The following is a 25,778-nucleotide window of genomic DNA, read 5'->3' as shown; positions in this document are numbered from 1 at the left end:
TAGACAGTCCTGGCGAACGGGGGAACGTCAGTACTTACCAAATTCGGACTTGCGACTGCAACTGGACTCCCGTGCTGGCTTCGACAGAACGCTGGACTTTCTGAATCAGCTCAATAACCTGCTCGCTGGTCGCATCACCGCCAACCAGTAAAAATCCAGGAAATTGAGAACTCAACGAGACCTCGCCGCTAGAGTAGCCTTTCAAATCAGCGGCCTCTAGGGCTTCGCCGATACTCCCCCCATCGGGCTCTATGAACGCTTGCAAAGTCCGCGTTCCGGAAGCGGGCTGGGCGGCTCGCTTTACGATCCAAGCCGCCTGCATCCGCCGCACTAGCGTGTCGGCCGGGGTGGGCTCCAAGGTGAGCTCTACTTCGACGACGATTAGGTCATCCAGATTGCTGCGGCGAAATCCAAATTGCAGGGCATCTCGCTGCAATTCGACGAGCTCTCCGGCCGAATTGATGGCCTTCACTCGATGTACGCGACTCCCCACATCTCCATTCTTCACGGCAGCATTTCCGACCACGGCACCGCCGATCGTTCCAGGAATTCCGGCCAAGTACTCCAAGCCGGCCAATCCCGCACCCACCGATTTGGAGATCACGTGGCTTAATTTAGCCCCGCCACCAGCGAGCAATCCAGAGGCGGTGGTCTCGATTGTCGCCAGCGCCGCATTCGAGAGATTGAGAACAAGTCCCTCGAACCCCGCAGAGCGAACGATAATATTGGATCCGTCCCCTAACAGCCGAACGGGAATCGACTTCTGATTCGCCTCTGCGACCAAGCCCTGGGCTTCCTCCAACGTATGCGGCTCGGCAAAGTACTTTGCCTCACCTCCAATTTGCAACCAGGTCAGCGGTGCTAAAGGCTCATTAACACGTACAAGATGCTGAAAGCGTTGAGAGAATACCATGAGCTTTTTTAGTGACTCGGCGAAGCGAATGGGCTGGATGGATAGACGTACGGGCCTTCCAAGTTTAGCACACGTTTTCTGCGCGTACACTTACTGGCAGAGCACGAATGAAAAACCGATTGGGGCTGTGAAACCAAACGGGACAGTGCATCCCTCACTCTCAAATCTCGACAGCTTTATGAAAACATCCGGTGCGTAGCGATGGCAACAGACGCTGGTCCCTGGGGAGTCAGCGACGCAACGGCTAGGTACTCGAGCCCCGCTACATAGCAGATGGTTGAATTTACTCTGTAGGCCGTCCGCGCCACGGAAGCCTGCACCTCTCTCTGAAGCCACTCTCGCGTCGCGGCAGGGGGCTATATGGAGACGATCGCTGCAATCCACTGACTGCTAGAGCTACCCAGCAGCGATTGCTGCGACCGTACAACGCTTGCGATGCAACCGAAAATGCAGCCCAATTAAAACCGACAATAGCTGCTTGCCCAATTACCCACCGCATCATTCATCGAAGCCCCAACTACCTTCATCGCTTCGACCGGTGATGCGATGAAGAGGGTTAGTCTTGGGTAGCGGGTGACCTCTGCGGGGGATCAGCGAAGCGTGCGAGTTGGGATCACACGCGCTCGTCCGAGCAATTCCACCATGCGTGGCTTGCTCTGCATGCCGGTCAAGCTGAGACGCTTCCAACCGTCGCCGGAGCGAGAGAACAGGATAACTTGAGGGAGCGTTTCCCCCTTCATTAGCTGCTGGGCGAGCTCTGGCCGCTCATCCTTGTCGATTAACGTGACGACCACGTCCTTCAGCTCACCAGACTCCTTCATCGGTTCGATCGTATCACGCTTCATGACTTGGCAAGACGCACACCATCGCGCCCCGACCAAGATCAACAGCGGCTTCTTTTCCTTGTCAGCTTTTGCAAACGCTTCCTCGTAAGTCAGCGGCGCGTTACTATTTCCGGTTACGGCGAAAAGAAATGCCAATGCCAAGTGAACCATACTCAACGTCCCTCTGTGAAAAGACAGTGCGGTGGACACCCATCGGTCTCATTGAGGCCGACAAAGACCTCGAGAACCAAAGGCCAACTCACTATTACGTTTCCAGGAAGAGTTCCCTTCCGTGGGTGAGCCGGAATTATTTAAGCGACTGTTCGAAAAACTCCGTTATAGCCAGCACGCCGACAGGTATCGCAAATTAGATGTCCCACGAACTTTGTAGTGAAAAGATCATTGAGGAATGTCGGGGGAATAGCAAAAGCTTAGCGATTGCGTCACATCTAACGGTCAAAGTAGGCAGCGAGTATAAGCAAGCCAGCAGGGCTGACAACCAGTCTCTCAAGGGGAAACATCGGATTGCTAGCATTGCAACCTGAGTGGGAGTGGGGTGTTCGTGAGAAAGTGCCGCAACAAGGCCTCTGTGAAGTATGTTTTTTCGGCCTAGCGAAACTGAGATGGTTTGCTTGCAAAACTCCGGTGGCATCGAAAAATTTTAGTAAACTATGGTACCTCAACAGCAACGACTCCCAATTCACAGTGGAGATGAGCCGACTGCGTAAACTGCGTAATTCCTTTACCACTTCCCAGCCGACTGCTCCTCTGTCGGAGCAGCATGGGCTCGGCAACGCCAGCGGAATACAGCCCCCCGTTTGGAACTAAACCAACATCCCAGGCGGGCACCAAAGCCTGGGTGCCACGCGGATTGCCGGGACTATTCGCCAGTCCCGCATCAGCAAATTAACTTACCGCGATGATAAAACACGCATGAAACTCAAGCTTGGCCTTATAGGGCTGCCCACCGACTGGCAAAAACATTACCTACCTGCGCTGCGCGTGCTGCAAGACCGTTTTGAAGTCGTTGGTGTCTACAGTTCCGTCTCGACTTTAGCCGACAAGGTGGCGCGTGAGTTCTCTGCGGAGCGATTCGATGGCTTCCGACAGATGGTCAAACAAGACAACATCGATGCCGTCATGCTGCTCGCAAGTGATTGGTATGGTTTGGTTCCCATCGAAGCGGCCTGTGATTTCGGCAAGGCAGTTTACTGCGGCAGCGAAATCGACTTTGCCCCCCATCAAGCATCCCGGCTATCCAAGTCGGTGGAGCAGTCAGGGATCGCATTTATGGCGGAATTCCCACGGCGTTATGCCCCTGCGTCTCTCCGGCTGAAAGAGCTGATTGCAACGCGTCTTGGAAAACCCCAGATCCTGTTTTGCCATCGCCGACTTACCAATCCACCCGGTGAAACGGCCCGAAATGCCAAGAGTTTGGATGCGCGAGCCGACCGAGAGTTGATGGAGTTGATTGACTGGTGCTCGTTTATCGTAGGCCGTAGCCCCAATTCCATTCAGTGTGTGTCGCACCAAACGCCTCGCGGACCGCACCTCGCCCCTGCAGACAATAAATCGGCAACGCGCTCTCAATTCGCTGGCTCGGACTACCAGGCACTCAGCCTCGATTTTTCGGAGGAGGGGGAGCCTGCCGGTTCAACCGTCGCGCAATTGAGCTGCGGATCGTATATCCGATCGTCGTGGCACGAAGCGGCAACGTTTCGTCCACCAGCCGCTGTCCAGGTCTGCTGCGAAAACGGCCTAGCCTTCGTAGATCTCCCCAATAGCCTAACTTGGTTTGATGACGCAGGTCGCCATCAAGAAGCCCTTGATTCCGAAATGGCGGTCGGCCAACAATTGTTGATCCAATTCTATCGAGCGGTCACCAGCCTGGTTCGCAAAATGGGGGACCTCGAAGACGTCAACCGCTGCCTCACTGCCCTACTCGGTGCGCAGCAGAGTTCCAGAGAACGGCGGCTGATTCCACTGAACACAGGCACCCCCCCACAGTAACCACTCCTCGTTTCCCGCCAGCGCAGGCCAGCCCAATCTCTGTTGGGCTTCCACGGGCATTGGCCTCGCACTAGCCTGGCCAGTGCTCACCAACGCGAAAATCGATAGCCTGAGGTTTATTAGGGACGAACCGCCCTGCTGTTCCCCAAAATCAATCAAAAATTTCTACGGTTCTTTCCGCCTGACGCCACTAATTAGGATAGGGCCCCAATCCTTTCATTCACGGTCCTTCCTTCCGACTGGGTTGTACCATGCGCATCACACTTCGTACTCTCTTGGCCTATCGCGATCGCGTTCTTAGCGCGGCGGATCATGATGATTTGCATCACCGAATCCAGCAAAGCGAAGCCGCAGGTAACGTCCTGAAACGCATTCACACCGTTGCCACCATGCCGAACATCCTGGCACCTCCGGTGCTCGGTAAAGGCTTAGGAGGGGATCCCAATTCAATCGCGGAGTACTTGGACGATGCGTTGCCAAGTGCGAAGGTCCCCGAGCTTGAGAAAATCTGTCTGGTTTCCGACGCACAACTCGCCGAGTTGGCTCATTGCCATGAAATTCTTTCGACGGCCATGAGCACCAAAGTGCACGTACCGGAATCCCTGAAAGGCCGCGTGGCAGGCCTGTCCGAGACCGCACAAAGAACTCTCCTCGCCGAGGAAATTCGGAGTCGCACCCAGCAGACTCCGCCTGACCAAGGCGATGCCTCGTCCCAATCGTCTGATCAGAAGGCGACGCTGCAACGCGTCGATGCGGCTCACCCGACACCTGCCCCCATGGGGCGCCGGCGCGTAGTTGCTACCCAGGTTGGCGGAGACGACTCCTCTTCGACCAGCGATGCAGTACAAGTCCAGTCGCCCATGGTGGCATCGGGGGGAAATTCGATTAAGCCGGCTGGCCTCGACCTTGAACATAGCGCCCTGGCGCACGAAGTCCCCGAGTACTTGCTCGGTGCCAGCTCGAGCCAATGGAAGATGCCTGCGGCGATCGCAGTTCTGCTGGGAGTCCTCTTGCTGGTAGCGTGGCAAGCCCTCGGTCCGTGGGATGGCATTTCCTCATTGCTTACCGCAGAACCAACGGGCCTTGCGGTCCAGCCAGAGCACTTGGCAGGTGCCAAGCCAGCGGAAAACAAAACCAACGACGTAGTCCTGGCACCAATCTCCCCGCCAACGGATGCACCCGCTGGTGCGAATCCCACCGCCGTGGATGGGGCGGCCACCAACGAACCAGTCCCAAGCGGCGCGGCCAGCGATGGGGCGACTCCTCCACCTGCCGCCGAGTCGCCGACGGAATCGCAAACACCAAACACACCTCCCGAAGCTCCCCAGGCAGACAATGCAGCTCCGATTTTGGCTGCATCGGACGCCCTGTTGAATTGGCATCCACAAACCGACCGTGAACGGGCTGCCGTATTGCTAGCCCAAACAGGCAACGGAGTTCGCCGGCTGGAGCCGGGGGAAGGACTCGCCAACGAAGACGTACTGATTGTGCCCCCCGCAACTCGCACGACTCTGGAGCTGCACAACGGTTTGCTGTGGTCGACAAATGGCGCGACGATCATGCGCGTTAAGCAAACCGGTGGTGCCGATGCAGACTCCCCTGCAGTCCTCGAGCCCTTGCTGTGCCGAGCGACGGTTCGGGGAGCCGCAAACCGAAGAAAGCTAGAATTGGCGACCGTCGTGGGGACCTACGCAATTGAACTCGGCGAAGCTGGAAGTCGCATCTCGATCGAAATGGGATTCCGATCGACCGAGCATGGACAGGTCCACGACCGAGGTGCAGTTCAGCCGGTAATGGTGGTCATCGTACTGGAAGGGGCTGCCTCGCTCAGCAATCTCTCTCCCGAAGCGCAGGGCACCAGCTCCTCGCTCACACTTGGGAACGGCTGGGCAATGGTTGGCAGTGAGCCCCCACAGAGCTTTGCCCTGAAATCCATTCCCCCTTGGCTCCGTAACGATTTTGTTCGGCCCGTCGATCTGCAAGCCGCTGCCGACCTGAGCTCGCTCGTCCAATCGACGCAAACTGAAGAGCAATTGCTATCCGCAACGCGTCACCCACGTCCCGAGACGGCCGCCTTAGCAGTTCAGACCAGCCTCCTAACAGGCAACTGGTTTCCGTTGGTATCGGGGTTCCTGGGCAACGAACGCATGCGGAGCCACTGGAACAACACTCTGCTGCTGGCGCGGCAAGTTCTGGCGATGGACCCTGCCGCCGTCATCGAACTGGAACAAGCCTTGACGACGGCTTACGGTGAAGTGGATGGCCAGCGACGTTTGAAGCGAATCTGCGGTATCCCCTTGTCTGAATTTGAAGGCGAGGGCCTTCTCCCATTCGTGTCTGAACTGGAGAGCAAGAGTGTCGAGGATCGGGTCTTAGCTAGTTTTCAAATCGAACAATTGACCGGACAGCAACATGGCGTCCAGCCCCATGCCCCCAGTCGTACAAGCATCCAGAACTTGCGCCGCGAACTTGGCACTAAACGAATACAAATGACGGTTCCAGGCGACCCCATTTGGGAGCGAGTATCGCCATAACTCCCAAGAGCGCAGACTCCGCTGCCCCCACCATAACTCCTTTTCCACAAAGACCTTAGGATCACCGCAGGAAGGGCGTTCGACTCAAAACCACGGGGCATCAATGCGCGACTGCGCCGCCGCCGTGTCGAGCAGCGACTTGGCGCAGCGCGGGCGAGCCAATCGAGGATTGCTGGGGCTCGTCTCCGCGACTCAGCTTCTTCCCAATTTTTTCTAATGAATCGAGATCGCCTTAACTGTGCAAAATGCGTAGAATGCGTGGCGTCTAGAAGCCGATGGAGCCGCTGCACGCGGTAACCGCCTAAAGGAGTGCGACCCATGAATAGCCGACGTCTCGTTAGAATTGCTGCCGTGAGTGCAGTTCTTACCTTTGTTTTTGCAGCCGTGCAAAGTGGGCATCGCACACTGGCTCAGGCACCTCTCCAGCCGACCCCACCAGCCGACGATCCAAGCTCGATCTTGCAAGCCATCGATCCCTACCAACCGTTGAGTACGGTCGAGGGGGAGATTCGCATTTTTAGCTCGGGCAGTATGGATGCACTGGCTCACGGCTGGGCTGACGGCTTCGGTCGCTTTCAACCGCAGTCGAAAGTCCAGGTTTACGGTGCGGGCGCGGATGAAGCCACCAAGCAGTTGATCGAAGACCCCATGGGCATCGCCCTATTCTCTCGGCCAGTCCGAGAGAGTGAGCTGGCAGAACTGAAAAAACACGGTTTGAAGAACCCTGTTGCCATCCACGTTGCCCGCGAAGCTCTGGCGGTTTTCGTCAATAAAGACAACCCAGTGCATAACATCTCTGGTGAGCAACTGCGAGCGGTATTCACGACTGAGCAAGCCCAGCCAGAACCGACTTGGCAGTTGTTTGGAGCGACCGGGGAATGGGCTACCGCACCGATCAAAATTGTGTCTCGCTCGGAAAATAGCGGAACTCAATCCTACCTGCGAGAGTTCGTCTTCAACTCCACGGATTTGCGACCGGGAATCTCGTCCCATGTCTCCAACCGTCAAGTCCTGGAAGAGGTGGGCAAAATCCCCACAGCGATAGCCATCTGTGGGATGCGTTGCGAAGGCGACAATGTTCGCATGCTACAACTCATGGCCGGTGACACTGCAGTGCCCAGTAATGACACGGCGGTCCTTTCCGGGCGGTACCCATTAACGCGTCCACTCTCCTTGGTCATCGATCTTGGACAGACGGGCCCGCGAGCCCAAGCCAGCCAAGAATTAGTGCGTTACGCTTTGCGTCGATCGGGGCAAGCCCAATCGATCGTTGTCGGCTTTTTCCCTGTGGACTTGCCGCTTCTGCGAGCTGGAATCCAACAACTCGATCAAGCGCAGCCTTGAGCCGCCGTGGCCTGTCGGCCACGGCCTACTCCACCTTCCGAACGGATTCATTCAGTTTTTGCAACAGGACGCTTATACCATGCACACTCTCTTCTGGCCCCGAACGTCGCTTCGCTCTCCTCTCAGACTTCGAACTCGCAACTCTTCTAAATCTTCCCTTCCCATCCTCGCCCTGGTGATGATCGGGATGTTAACCCAAAGTGCCGTTGCTCAGGCACCACCGGGCTTTGGAGCTACCGGTGATCGAGCTCGGCTTGCCAGCCCCAACACCACCGCGACAGGTTCCATCGGCTGGCCCGGCTCAGAATGGCTCGGCACTAACACCGGTGCACAACGCGACTGGACGCTAGGGATTCGTGGCACCAACACAGAGACGGGAGTCTTAGTAACGGACGTAACTCCTAACTCCGCCGCCGCCCGCGCTCAAATTGAATCGAATGACATCATCATTACCGTCGGTGGCTACCAAGTCGGCTTGAGCCAGGGGCGGTTGTACGATTTATCCGAAGAGATCAATCGGCGGGCTGATGCGGCGGGGCAGGTCCAGGTCATCGTGCAAGACCATCGCACCGGTCGCCTAGCTTCAGTTCCGGTTCAACTTGCGAGCAACCAAAATTTTCTCCGAGGCTCCGTGGTCGCTCCCACAGGCCTCAGCCTTCCTCGCGATGCGATGGTTACCGTCGCGATTGAAAACGTTTCTCGACCACACTACCTGTTGAACCAGAGCAACAACACCTTTCCTCTGAACAACTTCGGTGAAACGAATTTCCAAGTCAGCTATGATCCGAACTACATCTATCCACAAGATGTCTACCAGGTACGTGCTTACGTCACTTCAGCCGGAAGAACGATCTTGGATTCTCGCCAACCACAATTGGTACTGACTCAGGGCAACCCTTCGCAAGTTCGCTTGAATCTGCAGCGGTTGGAGCAACTGGTCAGCAATACCTCTCCAACTTCCGCCGTAACGGCTGGTTACCCCAACTACAATGACATCACCGATCAGCTGGTCGCAATGTACCGTCGTTATCTCGGACGCTCACCAACGGCACTTGAATTGGCCGCCCTCCGCGCTACCCCAGGTATATCGGAACGCTTGAGTTCGATGCCTCTAGAACTGATGGCAGCGCAAGAGTATTTCGACTTAGCAGGCAACAACAGCTCGGAATGGCTCGCGCGCGTGTTCAAAGAAATCGTGGGCTATCCCCCTTCCGCTCAAGAGATCCAGCGTTGGTTGCAGAGATACAACGAGCTCGGCAGTTCGCGAATCACCCTCCTACGACAACTCGATATTGCAGCCGCAAGTAGCCGCCGATGAACGCAGACCGCAACGCTAACGGCGTGACCTATCGCCTAGAGCCAGATTTGACGGTAGAGGAGTTCGTTTCGGTACTCGGCCGCTCGACTCTCGGGCAGCGTCGGCCGGTGGACAACTTGGACACGATCGCTGGCATGCTGCGCGGGGCTTCTGTGATTCTAACCGCCCGGGTCGCCAGTCAATTGGTGGGCGTTTCGCGTGCCATCAGCGACTTTGCTTACTGCACGTACTTGTCGGACTTAGCGGTCGACGTGCAATACCAGCGGCAGGGAATTGGCCGTGAGCTTATGCAGCGGACCCATGCGGCAGCCGGCCTCAACACCACTCTCATCTTGCTGTCAGCCCCCAACGCGCGCAGCTACTATCCGCATGTCGGTCTCATCCAGCACGACTCTTGCTGGACCATTCCTCCGCAGACCGCCATCACCTCTAGCGATCCCAACCGAGCGACAGACGGTTAAATCGCCGGATTCCCGAACAAAGGCGTTGAGACTGTGCTACTCTCTGCTATTCTCGTTTAAAAACTGTACCGTTTGCTGCCGCTGAGTATCTCTAGGTGAATCGCTCTCCTTCCCAACTCCCAACCACCTCTCGTCCCACGACGTCCGGCAGAGGTCCACTCACTCGGCGACTCCCGGCAGATTGGACTCCAGAGTATTGCTTCCGCAGATTGTCGCGGATGGGCGGCTGTGTGTGGCTCGACAGCGCCCAGCAATCGGAGGCACTAGGACGTTATAGTTACATGGCGGCCCTTCCCTTCAGTACGTTGAGAATTGACAAACCCACCGCTTCAGCCGTGGACCAACTCACTCATCTATCGCACTCGTTCCACACAGCCAAAGTTCCAGAATTGCCTCCCATGCAAGGGGGCTGGATGGGCTGGTTCGGATACGAGATGGGAAACTGCTTCGAAAGTGTTCCCACCGCGAAATACAATGAGTTTCAACTGCCGATCGCCAATCTCGGGTTGTACGATGTCGTTTTAAGCTGGGACCACCTCACCGGGCAGAGCTGGATCGTCTCCCAAGGCTGGCCTGTACTGAATCCGGCCAAGCGTCAGTCGCATGCCTACCGTCGGTTGCGGAAGTTCACGCAGATCCTTGAAAACGCCCCTGCTCCGCACAGCGAGTTCACCCACGCACAGCGTCAATTTCGCTTGCCCGCTCATCGGCTCGCCCCGCAGTTTTCCACACGCTGGTCACCGCAATGGACCAGTAATTTTTCCTCTGCCGAATACCGTGCCGCTGTACAGCGCTGTGTCGAATACATCTATGCCGGAGACGTATTTCAAGTAAATTTGTCGCAGCGACTGGTGCGCCAAGCAACCTGCCCACCGGAAGAATTGTACTTGCATCTGCGGCAAGCCAATCCAGCTCCGTTTGCTGGCTACACCGACTTCGGAAGAACGCAGTTGCTGAGTTGCTCACCGGAACGCTTCCTAAGTCTCAATGAACGCGTCATCGAGACGCGGCCCATCAAGGGTACACGTCCCAGGTTAAGTAATCCGTTGGCTGACGCGGGAATTGGTGAACTCCTGCAGGCCAGTGAAAAGGACCGCAGCGAGAATGTCATGATCGTTGATCTAATGCGCAACGATCTCTCTCGAGTAGCCACCAGCGACTCGGTGAAAGTCACCTCGCTATGTGGGTTGGAAAAATATCCGTTCGTATGGCATCTGGTCAGCGTCATTCAAGCTCAATTGGCCTCCCATCGCGATGCGAGCGATGTGCTGCACGCGACGTTTCCGGGAGGCTCCATTACCGGCGCACCGAAGATTCGAGCCATGGAGATCATCGCTGAACTCGAACCGACCGTAAGGGGGCCCTACTGCGGTAGCTTGGGATATATCAGTTTCGCAGGCGATATGGATTTAAGCATCCTGATCCGCACGATTTCGGCTTGCGATGGTTGGTGGCAAGCACCGGTCGGTGGCGGGATCGTGGCAGCCAGCAAGCCTGATTTGGAAGAACAAGAGACGTGGCACAAAGCCGAGGGAATCATGCGCGCCATCGATTCCTTGCCCACCGCTAGTCGCTAGCACTGGCTACCAACAACCTGCCAAGCAACGAGTCTAGAGTCCCACTAAAATTCCCGCGAAGGCCAGCGACGTGATCGTCCTGATCGATAACTACGACAGTTTTCTTTACAATCTACAGCGTTACTTCGTTCAATTGGGACAAGACGTGCTGGTGGTTCGCAATGACGCTCCCTCACTCGAGTCGGACGTGGCCGGGGCGCAAGCCATCGTTCTCTCCCCTGGTCCCAAGGCTCCACGTGATGCCGGGAAGTCGCTAGAAATCGTTCAGCAATGGTCAGGCAAGATTCCCATCTTGGGAGTTTGCCTCGGGCATCAGGTTATCTGCGAGGCCTTCGGCGGAGAGATCGTCCGCGCACTGCATCCCATCCACGGTCGCAGTCTACCGTTAACGCTAATCTCCAACCGGCTGTTTGTCGGGATTGAATCCGGGGCCATGTTCGCGCGCTATCACTCGCTCGTCGTCCGCGAGTCCTCTTTCCCCTCTTGCTTGCAAGTCACCGCGCGCTCGGCGGACGGTGAGGTGATGGGTGTCGCGCACACGAGCCACTCAACCTTTGGTGTGCAGTTTCATCCCGAGTCGGTGCTCTCCCAAGATGGTCATCGACTGTTGCAGAACTTTTTAGAGATTGCTGGCCTGAATCCTCGCACTGCAGGCTGGCGGCGAGACTGGGAGGGGAACACACTGGAAGAGAAAATCGAAGTTCACCTTGCTGCAACGGCAGAGCATGCTGTGGTCCTCCCTCGCTCCGCACCGCCCCCAGGTCTCTCCCCCTGAACGTGCTTTGCGTACGTTCGACCGATTCCATCCAGAGTCTCCGCCGCACCGCACGAGAAGCATCATCGGCGAACAAAGGTTGCGAAACGCCCTACCGCCCCTAGTCGAACGGTTGTTCAGTCATTGTGTGCCGCAACCCATTTGCTAAACCAATAACTTTCCCCTACCTTTAAGCCAGCGGGACCATCACAGGTTTCAACTACTATATGGGAATCCCGTACGGGAAACCGCGATGACGATGCGCAAACCGGCATTAGAATTCGAATGGTCCATTGCTTTCCACTCCACGCCCATCGTGTACTTCGTTACAACATACGCATCTGTGTTTCTTATAATCTGGAGGCCCAACCATTGTGAATTCGACTTCCGTCTTGAGAGTTGGACTTTGTGTAGTCGCTTTGAGTATACGCGTTCTTGGACAAGAGGCACCGAAGAACGAACTCGAAGAATTGCGCCCTACCTATGGATTTCCAAGTGTCGCTGTGGTAATGCTGGATAACAATGATGTTCTCCAGATCTTACTACCTTCTGCAACGGTCCCAGTGCCGAACGGCCCCACTATCGCAGTCGAAGAAGAGTATGTCGTCGTCGAGGATAACATCCAAGTCCGCAAAACGAGGACTGTACATCGCGCTGCCGAGTTCATGCCTGACAAGTTTAGAATGGTTCGGACCCAATTGACGCGGGATGAGATCAAGCTGCGTGACCATTCTGGCGAGGTTTTGACCCTTGATGAGATTTCAAACACAATCCGAAAAGCGACATACGTGGTTCTTGTCCAAGCAGGTAGCATTGATCCTTTTCGACAACCTTTCTTCCGCGAAGGTGTGTTGGTGATCAGTCCACAAGATCTCGATCCAAACTGTTGGTATTTGCCGGAAGTGACCGGACTTGCCAGAAAATGGGTTCGAACCGAACCAATGCCCATACCGGCGGTTGCACAAATGGCGGACGATGGAACCAATCTCAAGGTACTATTCTTAAAAAGCAATATGAGTACTGAAACGCGTCAGCGGACAATCACGCTTTCCTCCGGTGAAACGGCCACTGCAGAGTATGTCGTTCAAGTACCCTACTACGAGGAGGTTTCAGAACTGGTACCAATTGAAGATTGCGTATTTTCTACCGCCGATGGCAAATCCGTAGATCGGGCCAAAACCATCGAGCAATTCGCTAAGCCGAGTCGAGTGCTTTGGGAAAGCACGATCACTGAATACCTCGGTTCAGTCCTCAATCCGGACGTCATCCTCGTAAACCGCAAGTCGACCGATTCTGCGGACAAAAAATAGCAAAATTGCAGGCCGCGGAATCGCTCCGAGGTACCTCTCTTGAGAGAGTCAGTTGAATACCAACTTGTGTTCGATGCCACAAATCAGCGAACCGGCACCAGGCTTGGGATTTGCGGGAACCTGATACCGCGCTCCTGAGCATGCTACGGCATCCAATCGAGGCAACGGGCAATCGCCCAATTATCCTCAGCTGATGACCGCTTTCACACTAAGGACACGCCCTACTTACGCATTTCCACTTGGTACACATTCTTCGAATTCGTACCTTCGGAGTTTCACGCTGTCGCGTTTCAGCCATAGATCCATCGGTACGACCAAATGGACAGCTCCCGGAAAACGAAAGCTGGCCAGTCGATTGGGATGTGGACTCCGCAGCCTCCCGTGGTATCCAAATCTGCGTCGGACTCATCGTCCAACGCAGATATCCCCCCCGCCGTTCGTGTCCAATTAGGAACTGGCAGATGTGATCCTGGAACCTGCACTCAGAACAGCACCGATCACGCCCAACTTGGTCCCAACGACCGCTTGGGCATGGCCGCGTATTCGTGGCCATGCTGCGGCTCCTAACCCACAAGAGGTCAGTAGTCCCAGAAGGCCGGAACAAAACGAAAGACGTCGCCGTCGATCGCCACTCGGCCAACCGATGGAAACGGCATGTGAGTAGCCACCAGCAGTTCACTGTTCGCCGCCAGCTCTTGCAACAGGCGAACCCGAACTCGAGCCGCCTCCTCGGGATCATGTTCGAAGCCGTTGTGCCAGTCGGGGTGGTCGAATCCGACTGCGAACACGGCATCTCCAGCGAACGTTAAGCGCTCGCCGCGCGACGCCAGGCGGACCACGCTGTGCCCGGGAGTGTGCCCGCCCGTCCGACAGACAACGACCCCTGGCGCAACTTCGTGCTCCTCCGTGAACGGCCGCAAATGTTTGCCATACACCTTCATGAAGCGCGCGGCGGCCGAGCGAAGCGCGTCCGGAAAGCCGGGAGGCATAGAGGTGCGTGCGAAATCGGGCGAATCCCAGAATTGAACCTCAGCAGCCGACACGTGTATCCGCAAATCCGGCCGTAGTCGGTCCTTCACACCGTCGACGAGCAGACCGCCAATGTGGTCCATATGCATGTGTGTAAGCACTACGTCGGTCACGGATGCAAGATCAATACCAGCGGCATTCAGTCGCTTGATCAACTGGCCCGCCCGCGGCAGGTGCAAGTCCGGGTCCAGCCCTAAGCCGGCGTCGATAAGTATGGTGCGACCGCCACTACGCACCACTACTACGTTTAGCGGCCAATCGAAAGCGTCTGCCGGCAGGAACATGTCGTCCAACCAACTCGCTCGTACGGCCGGGTCTACGTTGTATGCCATCATTGCTGATGGGAGCGGTAACACGCCATCGCTGACCACCAACACTTCAATCTCACCGACGCGCACCGCGTAGCGAGACGGAACCAATTCCTCGCGTCCTAGACTACTGGGGGTTAGGTTTTTGTCCACGTTGAGGCTAGGTTCCGCTTGCTGCAACTGCTCACAATTTAACATGTTCTTTCTCCTGATAGGGTGTAATAGAGACGTAATTCGCTATCGAATCGATCACCGTTCATCGAAGGGGTGGGGCACTCAGCCATGCGACAGAGCGTGTTCAGCTGGCAACCTCTTTCGATTCGCCGAGCTGGCCAACCTGGACTTCAGCTATTGAACCTCGCTGATCCTTACTGGTCCTCCCCTCTCACTTTTACTGGGAGTCGAAGGTGGACACCAAAATTGACTGCGTCCCGGAGCCCCTTTTTTCTCGGTCCTACTCAACAGCGGACGATCCAATTGCCGAAATCGCTCCAGTCCTTTGACGATCTGTTCTGAGTTACGTCAATTCAGTTGGTACTGAGTCCGCCATCGACGATAAAGATCGAGCCTGTTGTGCACTTGGCTTCGTCTGAGGCTAAATAGACGGCGAGGTGAGCCACATACTCCGGCTCATCTAGACGCCCCAAGGCGAACGATTCGCTCCACTCTAATCGGTAGCGATATGGGCGCCACGTTCACTGATTGATGGACGCATCAGCAAAACTAGGGGGACAACGAGGAGTGATACTACAGCGAGCCCCCAAAACGTATCGAAGTACGACAGCGATGCGGCTTGTTGGGCGCGAAGTCGCTGTAGCAACTCAAATGATAGGTAATTCGAGGCTGCAGGGTCGCCTGTAATTTGGAAGAACATGCCTTGGCTACGATGCAGCCATTCGACAAGGACCGTGTTCAAAGGGTCCAGCCCATCGTTAAGCCTCGCCGTGTGAAATTGGTCACGGCGGTCGTAGAGGGTCTTGGCCAGTGAGGTCCCGACACTTCCTCCTTCGTTTCGAAGCAGCGCGAGCAGGCCGACCGCGGCGCCCCGCCTGGCCGGGTCAAATCCTTGGAACGCTGCGACGTTCAACGGTGCAAAAATCATGGAGAGTCCGCAGACGACAACAATGCGAGGCCAGATGGCGTACCAGGGGCTGATGTCGAGGTTCATTTGCGCCATAACATAGTTTCCAACGGCCATGAGGACCAGGCCGCCGCCAATCAGGCGTCGAGCGTCGATCCCTCTGGACATAATCGCTCCCACAGCAAAGAGAACAACGATCGAAAAGATTCCCGACGGAGAGAGAATTAGGCCAGACGTTGTCGCGTCGTAGCCAAACAGAGATTGGAGTAAACGCGGTAAAGTGGTCGTGTTCGCGTAAAGTACCCCGTATGCACAAAAAATGATCACCGCGCTAGAACGAAAGTTGCGGTCAAGCAGAGAACGGAAGTCAACTAAGGGGTTACGCGTAGTAAGCTCATGAACTACCAGTACTCCAAGCGAGGCGAGAAAGACAAGGAGTAAAGTGTGAACACGGTAGAACGGGTCACCGATCCAGTCCCACTCCTGGCCTTTGCTCAGCAGGATCTCCCAGGAGACAATCGCCATACAAAGAAAGGAAAAACCAGCCTTATCAATGTGGGAACTCGCTAGCAACTTGCTTCTTCCTGCCACCAGATACGCTGGGTCTCTGACGACTAAATGGCACAGGCCGAGGGCCAATAGACCAACGGGCAGGTTCAGAAAGAAGATCCAACGCCATCCGATCGTGTCGGTGATGTAGCCGCCGAGTGTGGGGCCGATCACCGGGGCGAGCAATGCTGCTGCTCCGAAAGCCGTCATTGCCACACCCTGCCTCTCACGCGGGAACGCGTCCAGCAAAATACTCTGGCTAACCGGCTGCAATCCTCCCCCTGCCAATCCCTGCATAATACGGAATAGTACCAGTTGTTCAAGGCTTGTTGCCATGCCACACAACACTGAAGCCAACGTGAAGAAGAAGATGGAGAGTAGAAAATACTTCCGACGGCCGAGCCTCATCGCAAGCCATCCGGAAATCGGTAGAACGAAAGCGTTTGCTGCGAGGTAGCTAGTGATGACCCACTCTCCGTCGGTGACTGGCGATGACAGCCCGCCCGCGATGTAGCGCAGAGCGACGTTGGCGATGGTCGTGTCTAACACCTCCATAAAAGTTGGTATGATTACCGCCGCAGCGACAATCCAAGGGGCTGATTCAGCCGCTGTTCGCATTGAATTTGTAGCTGCGACACTCATGGTCTCACCGGACCTTTGTCTCGAGCGTTGCCTATGAATGAATGTGGCTGGAGAACCATACCAGCATTGGGGCCCATAGGCGGTTGCTTTATCATCACTCGCGGCTCTACCGAAAGGCCGATGAACAGTGGTGACTTATCTGGGTCGTAATCCACTAGCTCGATGCGGACTGGAAGACGCTGAACGACTTTGACGAAGTTGCCCGTCGCATTTTGAGCAGGCAAGAGTGCAAGAGTCGAACCAGTCCCCATCGTGAATCCTGAAATGCGCCCCTGGAACGTCTCTCGACTTCCGTACATGTCGACGGCTAAGTGGACGGGCTGACCGATGCGAAGCTTGGGGAGCTGCGTTTCTTTAAAGTTCGCGTCGACCCAAACTTCGTTGAGCGAACGGATGGCCATCAGAGATTGGCCGATGGCAACGTTGTTTCCGGGATTGACATTCCGACGCGTGACAACGCCATCGATTTCTGCCACCACATCGGTGTACTCCAGTTCCAATTGGGCCTCGGCCAACCTTCGCCGAGCGAGTTCAAGACGTGCTTCTGCGGTCTTAACGGTCGGGGCGTTTGAAATCAGCTTGGCAAGAACTCTGTCGATATTTCCATCGACGGCTAAATTGTCAAAATCGGCGAGCATCTGGCTGGGCGACTTTGTATACGAATCGACCGCGTTGAGCCGCGAGGCAGCGCGAATTAACGCCGCTTGCGCCTCAAGGACCGACGAAAAGTTCTGGCTAAGGTTCTCTGGGACCGTCGATAGGTCTTCGCCCTCGCTGGGACGTTCCGGAATACCAAGGCCAATGCGGACCTGGTAAACGTCTTGGAGAGCACCCTCGACCTCAGCTTCGGCGACTAGAAGCGATTCCTTTGACTCATCCAGTTCCTGTTGTGTTACGGCTCCCGAACCCACTAGCCCATTTACCCGTTTGTAGTCACTCTGCGCTCTGGACAGATTCGCTTCCCGAGAATGAAGCACGGCAATTTTTGACCTGAGCAGAGCCACCTGATTCTCCACGTCCTCGATCGCATGCTCGAGAGCGAATCGCATCGTGCGGGCCTCCGCCGCGAAACCTCGCACTTCGGACATAGCGGCAGCCAGTTCGGCTTCAGCCGCTAAAACGATTGCTTCAGCAATGCGAAGCTGGACCAGAAATGGTTGCTTGTCGAGTCGCACAACAACGTCACCTTTGCGAACTCGGTTGTTGTCTTCCACAAGGACTTCTGCCGCCTGTCCGGACACACGCGACGCAACGAGGGTAGCATGTCCGTTGATATAGGCGTCGTCCGTCGACACGTAGTGCCAAGACTGGAAGTACCAGTAACCAGCACCGCTAGTCGCCACCAGTAACGTCAGGGCAATTCCTGTACGAGCCAGTAAAGCGGAGAACCGACTGGCGGATTTCGCCGGCAGTTCGGCATTGCCGGTCGAGATATGGGGACTAACACCGCCGCTCTCGGCCGGGTTCGCCGCAGCCGCAGCCGCATCCGAACTCTTCAGTGTCCCATCGAGGTGATCAGCAACGGGTGCCGCTTCGAGGGTTGCCATGGCGATTGCCTTTCATTGAGCGTTGACCAAAGTGGGGGACGCAGAGATTGGAGAATTGGGGCAGTTTCTAACTGCAGTTGCTAGGCAATGCTCAAACCTCCATCAATCGCAATGACTTGACCCGTCAGCCACGTCGCGGCAGGGCTTGACAAGTGGACAATCCAGTTCGCTACTTCATCTGGTGTGCCTCGACGACCTAGCGGTACTCGCTCCGCCTCTTCACGTTTCAGCTGTTCAATTGCCGCCGTTGGCAATCCCGAACTCGCAAGGATTTCAGTTTCTGTTGGTCCTGGTGCTACCGCATTGACCCTAATTTGAAAGGGAGCCAATTCCATGGCCCAGCAACGTGTAAGTTGTTCAACTGCCGCCTTCGAAGCGGCGTAAAGCGATATCATGGGTGCGGCCTTGTGTCCGAACGTGCTAGAGACATTGATGATCGCTCCACGCGTCTCCTTCAAGTACGGCAAAGCCGCTTTAGTCATTAGGCTTGTGCTGAAAACATTCGCGGAGAACAAGGCCGTGACTCTATCTGAATCAATCGATTCGATGGGCCGTTGAACAAACACTCCGGCGTTGTTCACAAGAACGTCAATTCGTCCCCAACGACTAGCTGTGAACGCAACGACCTCAGCTATCTCGTTTTCCAAACTTACGTCTGCTCGAATTGGCTGAATGCGTTCTGAAGTTTGAGCGGTTTCTTCAAGCGGGGCAAATCGGCGTCCTGCAATTGTGACGTGAGCGCCTGCCTGCGCAAACTGAATTGCTGCGGCGCGACCAATTCCCGAGCCGCCTCCGGTGATGATGACCACGGGATTGTCCATTTTGTTTCCATTCAAATTAAGTGGGAGGGAAATTCCGAATTCAAAATCGGAAGGGTGGCGAGTTGCGCAACCTAGCTGTCGTGGCAAGTGACGACTTTCAGATGATTTCTTCCAAATCCCTAGGGCCATTGAACTTGATGGCCCTGTCGGTTCCTGTGAACGCTGCAAGGGAGCCTAGATAGTCGTAGCGCCCGGATGGTAGTCGCCGGGCACTTTCCGTGAACCAATGCTATAGCGATTCCATGCGTTGATTGCTGCGATCACCCAAATGAGATCATCGAGTTCCTGATTCTCGAACTGCTCACGAGCTTGATTGTGGATACTCTCCCGAGCCCCATCGTCAGTAAGATGAGTCAAGTGCTCTGCCAGGTTGAGGGCCATTCGTTCCCGTTCACTGTAAAAAGGACACTCCTGCCAAGCTGACAGACCATACAGTCGCTGTTCCGACTCGCCGGCCGCGCGGGCATCCTTCCAATGCATGTCGATACAGTTAGCGCAACCGTTGATCTGCGACACTCTGAGCCTAATCAACTCTCGCAACGAACTCTCAATGGAACAATTGGCCAGATAGAGTTCCAGCACTACCATTGCGCAGTAGGCTTCACTGGTACGCGGTTTAGAAATAAGATGAGCGGTCATAATCTGTTCTCCTTGAATGATTTGGATTGAGTTTTGTCGGTGCGGTACGTCGCTCTCTTTGGGACGGATCGTGCTGCCCTGCTTCTTGATCGGAGATGCATATTGCGCACGGCAATGGGTGCGGATTCGGTCACCGTACAGACGCGGAGCCGACGGCCCAGCTTTCAAAACGCGTGCTGCCGATCCGCGGATTGGGTAGCCGGGGCGTCAGGCCAAGATCATCCATTGCTGCGTTGAAGTACCGGGCCTTTGGATCGGCGATGACCAATCGTGTGTCCCCGCTCGCGGAGAGGGCCTTGCGTACGAATGCAGCAATCGACAGTGAATCAGGTCCGGCTACCTCCAGCATGCCATTTACTGGCGGTCTCTCGACAATGTCGGCCAGAGTCGCAGCGACGTCTACCGCCGCAATGGGTTGCATGGGGGCGTCGGACAGTCGGACCGCTTCCTCGTCAGGCCCTGCAATTGCCTTTAAAAACTCAAAGAACTGGGTCGCGCGGAGTATTGTGTAGGGCACATCGCCTGCCTTAATCAAATTCTCCTGAGCAACCTTGGCCCGCATGTATCCGCTTTCGGGCATATGATCGGCACCTACAACTGAGAGTGCAACATGGTGCATTACTCCCGCGACAGCTTCGGCCGCAAGAATATTTCGTGTAGACGTCTGGAAGAACTCCAGCACGGCCGTGTCTTCCCAAGAAGGTGCGTTCGTAACGTCGACAACGACGTCGGCTTTGGTAAATGCTTGGGCGAGGCCTTCGCCGCTGATCGTGTTGACTCCCGCCGAAGGAGACGCCGACACGACCTCATGCCCCTTCAGTTCCAGCAGTGGGATCAGCTTCTTTCCAATGAGTCCACTGCCGCCAATCACTACAATCTTCATTCTACTTCTCCTTGTGTGCCGCCCGTATGTGGGCGATTGGTGTAATAAAACTTCTTCACTCGTTCGAACCGTTTCTGGTAAAGGATTACATGCCGCAGGTGTTCACCGACTCAGGTACGGCGACTTCCTTTTTGTTTCGCGGGTGCAATACCACTGCAATCAAGCGAGTGCGCACCTTGCCTGGATTCCGAGAGATTCGGTGTAGGCAGCCTTTGGGTTCGTAGAAAGTCTCGCCTGCCTTGAGCACTTTGGCCGGATTGTCGTCTACCGCAATTTCATATTCGCCTTCGACGACGTACCCGAATCCGGGGCCAGGGTGACGGTGAGGGACGCCGGCTTGACCGGGTTCGATCGTTACCTCGACCACCGTTGCCGCCGCCGCCTCACCGTCCAGCGTCTCAGCAATCTCGATAGCCGAGAGGACCTTCACCTTTTCACTATCCTCAGAGTGCAGAAGCCCGCTGACAGCGCCAGCGGCAATACCTAGGTTCGCCAGTGACAAAAACAGAGCTCGTAACATCGTCAATTCTCCAACAATTGGTGTATTTCACCGCCGGCAACGGGCCGGGCGGTAGGTGCGAACAATCCTGTCTTTTCGACGGGATCGCACAAAGTCTGGTCTCACCTTTACTGGGAGTAGCGGGTGGACAAAAAATTCGATAGCATGCAGACAGCTTCCCGTTTTCCCTGGGTGCCTTAGGCAATGGACCACTCCCAAACGACCTTCGTGATTCAGCGATACTTGGACGCTCTTCCTGAGGGCGGCCCAACCGGAGACGACGCAGCCGAACCGATCATTCGGGAGCTACTGGAACGAGCGGTAGGTCGCCTGCACTTGCTATGTGCTAGCTTTCTATACAAGCGTTACCCGCGGCTCGCGCGCACGCCTGTAAACCTTGACGCAGATGAGCTGCTGGGAGGTGTCACTGCCGGGCTGATCGACGCCTTGCAAAAGACCCGCCCCCCAACCGTTCGGCGATTTTTTGCTCTGGCGAACCAACACATTCGCTGGCAACTCAATGACCTGGCGCGCAGACTGGATGAAAGCCCGAGAGCCGTAGGCCTATCGGACGCTGGCATTGTGGCCGTCCCTGCCAGTTCCGCGTCCGGCCTCAGCCCTGATGGACTGCGTATCTTGGCGGCAATTGAAGGGCTCCCCGAAAATGAGCGGGAGGTGTTCGAGCTCGTCGGTATTCAAGCACTGACCCATGCCGAGACGGCAATGCTGATAGGAGTATCCGAGAAAACGGTGCAGCGTCGATTGAATCGAGCCCGGATTCTACTTGCTGAGCGGCTCATGGACCTCGCTCCGCCCGATCAAACTGAAGAACTTCCAGCGTCGGGAGATACGCCCTCTTTTCTACAAGGAGGTTCGTAACCATCGACCCCCATGTGCATCGACTGCTCGAAGAGCTGCTCAACTCGGGGAACACGCCGGAGGTGGTTTGCCGCGATTGCCCCGAGCTGCTGCCGGAAGTCCGGCAGCGATGGCAGGAGTTTCAGCTGGTCGATGAACAGATAAGAGCTCTGCTTCCGGGAGTTGGCACGTTTCCTACGGTCTACTCAACTGCACCTCCACAGCCTAGTTTAGTTCTTCCTGCGGCCTTTGGCCGTTATCAGCTCCGCTCTCGCTTGGGTGTTGGCGGCTTCGGGGTTGTCTATCTCGGGCACGATACTGAGCTTGACCGGCACGTCGCCATTAAACTGTTGCATGCCCAAGCCCGACCGATTGAAGTCCAACACAATTTTGCTTTACAGGAAGCGAGGCGGCTGGCCCAACTGCGTCACCCTGGCATAGTGGCGGTCCACGACGTTGGTGTTCATCAAGGACAACTCTTTATTGTCTCCGACTATATCGAGGGTTCTGACCTAGGTCAGTGGCTTGGAGTCAGGCGTCCGACCTGGTCGGATGCAGCTGCCATCGCAGCCGCCGTAGCGGATGCGCTAGCTCACGCACATGCTCGGCTCATCGTCCACCGAGACATAAAGCCTGCTAACATCCTACTCAATAGCGACACCACGCCGGTCCTTGTAGACTTTGGGCTTGCCCTCGATGAATCACAGGATAGTAGCAGCTCGAGAGGCGTTGTAGCCGGAACGCCGTCGTACATGTCCCCTGAGCAGGCATCGGGCGCTGCTCACCGTATCGACGGCCGCACTGACATCTATAGTCTGGGAGTGGTGCTATATGAGATGCTCACCGGCCAACTTCCGTTCAGGGCGAGGAACACTTATGAACTATTACGTCAAGTGCGTGATGACGAGCCGCAGCCTCCCAGACAGTTAATTGACGACATCCCGCCCGAACTGGAACGGGTGTGTCTCAAAGCACTGGCGAAACGACAGCACGACCGTCAAACTTCCGCCGCTGACTTTGCTGCGGAACTGCGCCGTATACTTTCGAATAGTATACAGGAGGATCAGGCTACACTGCGACTGCATTGGAACACCAGTCCGCCATTGCCCGGCCTCAAACGTCGTACCGTGGGTCGACAGAAAGAGCTTCAGGAAATGGAGCGAGCATTCGTGGAGGCGGCGTCCGGTCAAGGATGCGTTTTATGTGTGACCGGCGAGCCAGGCATTGGAAAGACTACCTTGATCGACGACTTTCTGAGTGAGCTGTCAGCCACGAACTATCCCTATGCTTTGGCTCGAGGGCGCTGTTCCGAGCGACTCGCCGGTACAGAGGCATACCTGCCATTTCTAGAAGCCTTGGAGAGCTTGCTACATGGCGAATACGCCGAGACGGCGGCCCAGCTGATGAAATCGGCCGCGCCCAACTGGTACGAGCAAGTGGCATCTACCGCCGCGAACGAACTGCCACTGGAGCAACGCATTGCTGAGTCGAGAGCTGCTTCCCAGCAACGTCTGAAGCGTGAACTAGCGACCTGTTTACGAGAAATGGCGCGACAACGACCGCTGCTCATATTCATTGACGATCTGCATTGGGCCGATCCCTCGACTGTCGATCTACTTGCGTACTTGGCCGGCAAGTGCGATGCCATGAGCATTTTGTTTGTGCTTACCTACCGCCCAACGGATTTGGCGCTCACTAAGCACCTGTTTGGTCCCGTTAAGTTGGACTTGCAAGCACGCGGCGTTTGCCGAGAACTGGCATTGGAGTTTTTGCCGCGATCCGACCTGGATCAGTATCTATCGCTCGAGTTTCCCAATCACGACTTCCCGAACGAATTTGCGGACATGGTTCACGCCCGGACCGAAGGGAGTCCTCTGTTCATGGTCGACCTTTTGCGCTACCTACGCGACCGGCAGGTGCTCGCTCAGGAGCAAGAGCGTTGGATACTGCGGCAATCGGTCCCCGACCTCCGTCGAGAACTTCCCGAATCGGTGCGAGGTATGATTCAGCGAAAGATTGATCAACTGGGTGGCGACGATCGTCGCCTGTTGGTGGCAGCCAGCGTACAAGGTTACGAGTTCGATTCGGCGGTAGTTGCAAAGGTCCTGGGGCGAGATCCGGCAGAGGTGGAGGACAGATTAGGCGAACTCAATCGAGTTCATGCTTTCGTACGGAGAGTTGGCGAACTGGAGTTTCCCGATCGGACGTTGACAGTTCAATACTGCTTCGTTCATGTGCTCTATCAGAACGTGTTGTATGACTCGTTACAACCAACCCGCCGTGCATCTCTCAATGGCGCGGTGGCGCAAGCGCTTTGTGCGTATTACGGCGATAATAGTGTCGAGTTGGCCGGGGTCCTAGCAATGCTGCTGAAGGAGGCTCGCGACATCAAAGGCGCTGCGAAGTATTTCTTGATAGCGGCACAGAACGCGGCCCGCGTCTACGCCAACCACGAAACCGTCATCCTCGCGCGCCGTGGGATCGAAGTGCTTTCGGCATTGCCCGATACGCCCGAGCGGGCTCACCAAGAGCTCGCGCTGCAGATCACTTTAGGCTCCGCATTGTTCGCGACCAACGACTGGACGGCGTCTGAGGTCGAGTTGGCATACACCCGCGCGCAAGAACTTTGCCGTGAGTTGGGAGAGTCGTCCGAGCTATTCCCGGCTTTGTGGGGACTCTTCCTCTTCCACATCGCTCGTGGAGAGATATGGACGGGAATAGAGCAAGGAGCGCACTTGCTCAACTTGGCCCAACGCATAAGAGACCCAGGGTTACTTCTGCAGGCGCATCACGCACTCGGGCCGACCTACGGTTTGGTCGGGAATTGGGAAGCGGCACAGACCCATTTGGAGCAGGCCATCGCTGGTTATGACCGCCAAATCCATCATAAACAAGCTTTTTTTTACGGCGGTCATGACCCGTGCGTATGCTGTCTGAGCTACAGTGCCAAAGCTCGCTGGATGCTTGGGTATCCTGAACAGGCTTTACAGCTTGGGCAGCAGGCCATCGCGCTTGCCAGTGACTTGGGGCATCCGACGAGCTTGGCCCACACTCAGCTGTCGGTCGCAATGGTCCACCAATACCTTCGGAATGCATCCGAGACTCTCGCACTAGCAGAAGCGCTCCAGAAGTTGGCCGCCGATCAGGGCCTGCCGTACTATTTGGCGGGGGGATTGGTTCTGCAAGGCTGGGCGATCGCTGAACTCGGACATGGCGAGGAAGGAATCGCACTCATCCAGAAGGGATTCGCTACCGGGGGCAGCACGCGGGCTCACTGGCGTTCTTACTCCCTAACCTTACTGGCCGACGCGCATGGCAAGTGTCAAAACCTAACAGAAGGACTTGTCGCGCTCGAAGATGCGATGACTGTCGTTGCGGCGACTGGTATCTGTATTTTCGAACCAGAAATATATCGGCTCAAGGGCGAATTCCTACTATCACAAGATATACAGAAGTCGGCTGAGGCAGAAGCTTGCTATGGTGAGGCCATCGCGATCGCCCGCCGACAACAGGCAAAGACCCTCGAGCTGAGGGCCACGCTGAGCCTCGCTCGCTTCTACGAACGACAGGGGCGCTTCGCCGATGGCCAAGCTGCACTCTCCACCATTTACGGTACGTTCACGGAGGGCTTTGGAACGCCGGATTTGGTGGACGCAGCCGCGCATCTGAAAAGACTTTCCCGAACCTCCTCACGCGATGCAGCGTCTTGGTGAACCCAATCAAGAAACTCTCGGATCTCCTTCCTACCAAGACGTTCAAGCGGCACCACTCCGCTCCACCGTGACCACTTGCGGAGGGTCGTGCTGTATTCCTCGCGGGTTCGTTGTGCCGGTCTACCCGTGCGAAGGCACTTCGTTACTACAGATTCAAGTGTCGT

At 56.0% G+C, this 25,778-nt stretch carries 19 protein-coding genes and 1 pseudogene; 10 read left to right on the top strand and 10 right to left on the bottom strand.

Going from position 1 to position 25,778, the window contains the following annotated elements; all coding sequences use genetic code 11:
• Positions 1–34: 34 nt before the first annotated feature.
• Entirely contained in the window at positions 35–913 is an 879-nt protein-coding gene (locus tag Q31a_RS11635; RefSeq protein ID WP_145077728.1) for a UDP-N-acetylmuramate dehydrogenase, read from the bottom strand.
• A gap of 590 nt (positions 914–1,503) precedes the next feature.
• Positions 1,504–1,908 carry a thioredoxin family protein gene (locus tag Q31a_RS11630; protein WP_145077726.1) on the bottom strand — a complete coding sequence of 135 codons (405 nt, stop codon included), beginning with the start codon at positions 1,906–1,908 and terminating at the stop codon, positions 1,504–1,506.
• 762 nt (positions 1,909–2,670) lie between these two features.
• Between Q31a_RS11630 and Q31a_RS11625 the strand changes: the two genes are divergently transcribed.
• The 8 genes from Q31a_RS11625 to Q31a_RS11590 all read left to right on the top strand — a co-directional run bounded on the left by Q31a_RS11625 (position 2,671) and on the right by Q31a_RS11590 (position 13,045).
• Positions 2,671–3,747, top strand: coding sequence for a Gfo/Idh/MocA family protein (locus Q31a_RS11625; RefSeq protein ID WP_145077724.1), 1,077 nt, complete (start codon positions 2,671–2,673; stop codon positions 3,745–3,747).
• A 251-nt stretch (positions 3,748–3,998) separates the two neighbouring features.
• Complete coding sequence (locus Q31a_RS11620) at positions 3,999–6,281, top strand: hypothetical protein (protein ID WP_145077722.1); 2,283 nt, start codon at positions 3,999–4,001, stop codon at positions 6,279–6,281.
• A gap of 318 nt (positions 6,282–6,599) precedes the next feature.
• A complete protein-coding gene (locus Q31a_RS11615; protein ID WP_145077720.1) occupies positions 6,600–7,625 on the top strand; it encodes a PstS family phosphate ABC transporter substrate-binding protein in 1,026 nt (341 codons plus the stop codon).
• A gap of 187 nt (positions 7,626–7,812) precedes the next feature.
• Positions 7,813–8,943: a YbaY family lipoprotein gene (locus tag Q31a_RS11610; RefSeq protein WP_197356725.1), complete on the top strand. Its 1,131-nt coding sequence runs from the start codon at positions 7,813–7,815 to the stop codon at positions 8,941–8,943.
• Complete coding sequence (locus Q31a_RS11605) at positions 8,940–9,404, top strand: GNAT family N-acetyltransferase (RefSeq protein WP_145077716.1); 465 nt, start codon at positions 8,940–8,942, stop codon at positions 9,402–9,404. Before Q31a_RS11610 ends, Q31a_RS11605 begins: the two co-directional genes overlap by 4 nt.
• Positions 9,405–9,499: 95 nt before the next feature.
• Positions 9,500–10,981, top strand: coding sequence for an aminodeoxychorismate synthase component I (gene pabB / locus Q31a_RS11600; protein ID WP_145077714.1), 1,482 nt, complete (start codon positions 9,500–9,502; stop codon positions 10,979–10,981).
• 70 nt (positions 10,982–11,051) lie between these two features.
• On the top strand, positions 11,052–11,756 hold the full coding sequence (locus Q31a_RS11595; RefSeq protein ID WP_145077712.1) for an anthranilate synthase component II: 705 nt from the start codon (positions 11,052–11,054) through the stop codon (positions 11,754–11,756).
• 353 nt (positions 11,757–12,109) lie between these two features.
• Positions 12,110–13,045, top strand: a complete 936-nt coding sequence (locus Q31a_RS11590; RefSeq protein ID WP_145077710.1) for a hypothetical protein — start codon at positions 12,110–12,112, stop codon at positions 13,043–13,045.
• Positions 13,046–13,623: 578 nt separating this feature from the next.
• Here Q31a_RS11590 and Q31a_RS11585 read toward each other — a convergent pair.
• The 8 genes and pseudogenes from Q31a_RS11585 to Q31a_RS11550 form a co-directional block, all read right to left on the bottom strand.
• On the bottom strand, positions 13,624–14,580 hold the full coding sequence (locus tag Q31a_RS11585) for an MBL fold metallo-hydrolase (protein WP_145077707.1): 957 nt from the start codon (positions 14,578–14,580) through the stop codon (positions 13,624–13,626).
• A gap of 329 nt (positions 14,581–14,909) precedes the next feature.
• Positions 14,910–15,038: pseudogene (locus Q31a_RS11580) on the bottom strand (SDR family oxidoreductase); the annotation flags it as partial.
• A gap of 11 nt (positions 15,039–15,049) precedes the next feature.
• Positions 15,050–16,630 (bottom strand): DHA2 family efflux MFS transporter permease subunit, encoded by a 1,581-nt coding sequence (locus Q31a_RS11575; protein ID WP_197356720.1) that lies wholly within the window; start codon positions 16,628–16,630, stop codon positions 15,050–15,052.
• Between the two features lie 20 nt (positions 16,631–16,650).
• Entirely contained in the window at positions 16,651–18,201 is a 1,551-nt protein-coding gene (locus tag Q31a_RS11570) for an HlyD family secretion protein (RefSeq protein WP_145077702.1), read from the bottom strand.
• Between the two features lie 80 nt (positions 18,202–18,281).
• Positions 18,282–19,022 carry an SDR family NAD(P)-dependent oxidoreductase gene (locus Q31a_RS11565; RefSeq protein ID WP_145077700.1) on the bottom strand — a complete coding sequence of 247 codons (741 nt, stop codon included), beginning with the start codon at positions 19,020–19,022 and terminating at the stop codon, positions 18,282–18,284.
• Between the two features lie 174 nt (positions 19,023–19,196).
• The gene (locus Q31a_RS11560; RefSeq protein ID WP_145077698.1) at positions 19,197–19,661 is read right to left on the bottom strand and encodes a carboxymuconolactone decarboxylase family protein; all 465 of its coding nucleotides are present in this window, start codon (positions 19,659–19,661) and stop codon (positions 19,197–19,199) included.
• Between the two features lie 130 nt (positions 19,662–19,791).
• Entirely contained in the window at positions 19,792–20,544 is a 753-nt protein-coding gene (locus Q31a_RS11555; protein ID WP_145077696.1) for an SDR family oxidoreductase, read from the bottom strand.
• Between the two features lie 85 nt (positions 20,545–20,629).
• Positions 20,630–21,064 carry a cupin domain-containing protein gene (locus tag Q31a_RS11550; protein ID WP_145077693.1) on the bottom strand — a complete coding sequence of 145 codons (435 nt, stop codon included), beginning with the start codon at positions 21,062–21,064 and terminating at the stop codon, positions 20,630–20,632.
• Between the two features lie 183 nt (positions 21,065–21,247).
• On the opposite strand from Q31a_RS11550, the gene Q31a_RS11545 reads away from it, so the two are divergent.
• Positions 21,248–21,922 (top strand): sigma-70 family RNA polymerase sigma factor, encoded by a 675-nt coding sequence (locus Q31a_RS11545; RefSeq protein WP_145077691.1) that lies wholly within the window; start codon positions 21,248–21,250, stop codon positions 21,920–21,922.
• Between the two features lie 14 nt (positions 21,923–21,936).
• Positions 21,937–25,614 (top strand): serine/threonine-protein kinase, encoded by a 3,678-nt coding sequence (locus Q31a_RS11540; RefSeq protein WP_145077689.1) that lies wholly within the window; start codon positions 21,937–21,939, stop codon positions 25,612–25,614.
• The last annotated feature ends 164 nt before the right edge of the window (positions 25,615–25,778 follow it).

Source organism: Aureliella helgolandensis (assembly GCF_007752135.1).
Lineage (GTDB): Bacteria > Planctomycetota > Planctomycetia > Pirellulales > Pirellulaceae > Aureliella > Aureliella helgolandensis.
Note: the sequence above shows the minus strand (reverse complement) of the source record. Positions and strands in the feature narration are given on the sequence as shown.